Origin of the sequence: Actinoplanes sp. NPDC051633 (genome assembly GCF_040681735.1) — a bacterium.
Lineage (GTDB): Bacteria > Actinomycetota > Actinomycetes > Mycobacteriales > Micromonosporaceae > Actinoplanes.
The window spans coordinates 1-4,081 of record NZ_JBFAZH010000715.1; the positions used below are offsets into that span (position 1 = coordinate 1).

Genomic DNA, 4,081 nt, shown 5'->3' on the forward strand with positions numbered 1-4,081 from the left:
GCAGGTCCTGGAAAGTCTCGAGCGCGGCTCGAAGGTGGCTGCGCGCGTCGATGCGTCGCTGGTTGCGGCGCAGGAACTCGCCGTACGCCAATTGGACGCGCGCGCGGTCGTACGGGCGTTCCGCGGCGCCGTGGTGGGCCAGCGACGCCTCGTACAGTGCGCTGACCGCGTCCCCGCCATCGGCGGCATCACTCTGCGACGTCAGGGCCCGGCCGAAGGCGGCCGCCGCGCGCGCCCACGCAAGGGCGGTGCCGGCGCCGAACGCCTCGAGGTCCTCGACCCAGGCGTTGGCTTGGGCGTGGTCGTCGGCGCGGACGGCTGCCTCCAGTCGGTCCGTCGCGGCAATCAACGTCAGGGCCGGCAGTTGCATCTGCCGGAACTGGTGCAAGGCCGCTGTTGGGTTGCCTGCCGACAGCGCTGCGATTGCCTTGGCCCAGCGAATGAGGTCCTGCACGGGCTGGGCGAAGATTCCCACCGGTGGGTGTGCGTGCACTTGCTCCTGTATCGCGACGAGGCGTGCGTCGTAGTCGGGGCGTCCCTGGAGCGCGGCGAGCAGCGTCAACCACGCCTGCGGTGCAACGGTCAGCGCGCCCTGTCCGACGCTGCGCCCCAACGCGATGGCCTCCTCACTCGAGTCCCGCAGTGCGGTCCACTGACCGGCGACGTACTGGCCGAACGACAGGCGTTGCAGGGCGTACATGACCGTCATGCCGTCGCCGCTCTCCCGGGCGGTGGAGAGCATGAGCGCGTAGAACCGGCGCTGCGCGTCGTCATCGCCCAGGTGAAGTGCAGCGTTGCCGAGGTTTCCCAGTAGGTCGAGGTCGCCGCGCGAGTCCGGTGCGCTCAACGCGGTGTCGAGCGCACGGTGCAGGGTGGTCAGGGCCGCGCCGCGGTCGCCGGCGATGTCGTACCGGGTGCTGACCAGTAGCTGCTTGAGGCAGCGGATACGGGCTGAGTCCCGCGCCGACACGTCGACGTCGATGGCGTCCGCCGGCAGCCTCGCACCGCTGTCGACGCCGTGGCTCCGGGCGACCGCCGCGGCTACCGCCATCTCCAGGGCACGAACCGGGTCACGAACAGCTACCCGTTCGGCTGCCGGGGTGAAGATGCGATGCGCGTCGACCGCGGACCCGACGTTCACCTCGATGCGCCCGCGTAGGCGGTCGATGTCGGCGCGAAGCACACCGTCGTCAGCGACCGCGGCGGCGTCGGCGCACAACGCGCCGGCGCGCACCGCATCTCCGGACGACCACGCGTTTCGCGCGGCCGCGAACAGGCGGACGGCGCGGTCCGCTTCACCGGCGGTCATCCCAGCAGCTCGCTCGAAGGCGTCAGCGGCGGCCCGGTGCGCGCCCCGCTGCTGCGCCCGCAGCCCCACACCATGCAACGCGTCCGCGACGCCCGCGTCAGTGCCGATCGTGGCGGCGGCCAGATGCCACGTCTGCCGATCCGGATCGCCGGCCAAGGCTCGGGCAAGGGCCGCGTGCGCGTGCCGCCGCTCGAAGCTGGTCGCCGCCTGGTACACCGCGGAACGGACCAGCGGGTGCCGCACCGATACCCGATCCTCGGCAACGGCCAGCAGTCCCGCACGCTCGGCCTCGTCCCACGCGTCCGCCGCCACCCCGGACGCGGTGGCCGCTTGGTGCAACACACTTGTGCGGCCGGTGTCGTCCGCGGCTGCCAGCAACAGCAGCGACTGAACGTCCGGGCTTGCACTCCGGATCCGGTCGAGGAACGCTCGTTCCACCCGTTCGGTCAGCGCAAGGCCGGCCGGCAGCGCGGCGGTCCCGGCGAGCTGGTCGGCTTTCAGCTCCGTCGGCAGCTCCAGCAACGCCAGCGGGTTACCGCCGGTCTCGGCCACCAATCGGTCAGCCACGACATCGGATGGCGGCAGCTCAACCCGCTGCTCGAGCAGCCGCCGCGCCGCAGCCGGGTCCAAGCCGGTCAAGTGCATCACCGGCACCGAGTCAGGCCGGAACGCGCCCACCCCCACATCGGCTCGAGCGGCGAACACCATCGCCACCCGGTCCGCCTGCATCCGACGCGCCGCGAACAGCAACGCGTCCGCGGACTCGGCGTCCAACCAGTGCGCGTCGTCGACAACGCACAGCACCGGCCGGTCGTCCGCCGCATCGGTCAGAACCGACAAGGTGGCCACACCCACAAGGAACGGCTCGACCGGAACGTCGCCGTCCTCATGCCCGAACACCGCGCCCAGAACTCGCGCCTGCGGCGGCGGCAACCGATGCCAGTCAATGACCGAGCGCAAGAGGCGGTGCAGCGCGGCAAATGGCAACGGCGCTTCCGATGCCACCCCCGACGTCGTCAAAACCAGAACCGTCGGCTGCTCCTGGTGCGCCTGAACGCTCGTGACCAGGTCCTCGAGCAGCGCGGATTTACCCACACCGGGATCGCCGAGCACGGCGAGCACCCCAGCCTGGCCTGCGCGCGCCGCAGCTACCAGCGAAGCGAGGCGCGCACGCTCCTCGTCACGTCCATGGAGCATGTTGCGAACCTCCTCCCTGGCCGGCGAATCGTGCGCCACCCTGGCCATTTGGCCGGGGCGACCCCTCCGCCCTGCGACGACGGTAGGACGCACCACCGCCACCGCTCAGCGGTGCAACCCGAAACACGTCCCGCTGGACCTCGTCAAGGAGTAATCATGCACACCAGACCAGCCGCCGAACCGCTCGCGGTCGACACCGCCTCGCACACGGGCCACCGAGCGCACACCCCTGCCGACGACGGGCCGCGAAAGTCGTGGATCGTCCTGGCCCTCGCTCTGGCCGCGCAGATCCTGGTCGTGCTGGACATCTCCGTGGTCAACACCGCCCTACCGACCATCGGGCGCGACCTGCGCCTGGACGGGTCGGACATGCAGTGGGTCGTCACCGCGTACCTGATGATGTCCGGTGGAGGGCTGCTCTTCGGCGGCCGCATCGCCGACCTGCTCTCCCGCAAGGCGGTGTTCCTCACCGGGCTCGCCGTGTTCACGATCGCGTCCATCGTCAGCGGGTTCGCCGGGGGTGCCACCGAACTCATCACGGCCCGCGCCGCGCAAGGGTTGTCCGCCGCCCTGATGACCCCGGCCGCACTGTCCATCATCATGACCACGTACTCGGGGGCGCAGCGCCGCACAGGCCTCGCCCTGTGGGGGGCAGTCGGTTCCCTCGGTGTCGCAGCGGGGGTTCTGCTCGGCGGCGCCCTGACGACGTGGGCCGGCTGGCAGACCATCTTCTGGATCAACGCACCCATCGGAGCAGTCGCCTTGGTGATCGGCCTCAAGGTCATCCCCGGTGTGCGGACACCGCGAGTCTCGCTGAACCAGTTCGACCTGGCCGGAGCCGTCACCGTCATCAGCAGCCTGGTCGCACTCATCTTCGCCCTCGGCGCCACCGAGCAACACGGCTGGCTCTCCGCACGTGTCCTGCTCGCCCTGACCGGTTCCGCACTGTGGCAGCAGCGTTCATCCTCATGGAGCCTCGAGCCGCCAGTCCGCTCGTCCCGCCGCACACCTGGAAGGTGGGATCGCTCGTATCCGGCACCACCGTCATGCTCGGCGTCACCGGCATCCTCGTCGGGACTGTGTTCCTCACATCCATCTTCGTCCAGACCGTCATGGGGTACTCCCCCATCCGCGCCGGCCTCGCGTTCGTCCCGTTCGCCCTGGCCATCACCGCCGGCACCATGGTCGCCAAGCACGCCCTCGCCCATGGCACGCCGCGCACCATCGCCGCCATCGGTCTGCTCCTGGTTACCGGCGGCGCTGTCCTGCTCGCGCAGGCATCCGCCGACGCCGGGTTCGCCATCGACATCCTGCCCGGCCTGGGCACCATCGGCCTCGGTGTCGGCATGGTCTTCGTCCCGGTGTCCGTGACTGCCATGGCCGGCATCCCGCCGCAGCACGCCGGCATGGCATCGGGGTTCCTCATGACCGGGCACGAGGTCGGGGCAGCCCTCGGAGTCGCAGTCCTGTCAGCCGTGGCGAGCAGCGCCGGCAGCCTGGCCACCGCGACCGGAGTGGCCGACGCCTTCCCCCGCGGCTTCCTCGCCGCCGCCGGCATCACCGCTGCACTGGCCG

General features: G+C 70.9%; 2 protein-coding genes and 1 pseudogene. 2 read left to right on the forward strand and 1 reads right to left on the reverse strand.

Annotated elements, in window-relative coordinates; translation table 11 throughout:
* Window positions 1-2,554, reverse strand: a 2,554-nt coding sequence (locus AB0M20_RS30445) for an ATP-binding protein (protein ID WP_364303768.1), incomplete at its 3' end; no start/stop codon positions are given.
* 108 nt (window positions 2,555-2,662) lie between these two features.
* Here AB0M20_RS30445 and AB0M20_RS30450 point away from each other — a divergent pair.
* Together AB0M20_RS30450 and AB0M20_RS30455 are read left to right on the forward strand one after the other, a co-directional pair.
* Window positions 2,663-3,331: pseudogene (locus AB0M20_RS30450) on the forward strand (MFS transporter); the annotation flags it as partial.
* A 191-nt stretch (window positions 3,332-3,522) separates the two neighbouring features.
* Window positions 3,523-4,081: MFS transporter (locus AB0M20_RS30455; RefSeq protein WP_364303769.1), on the forward strand; the 559-nt coding region annotated here is incomplete at its 3' end.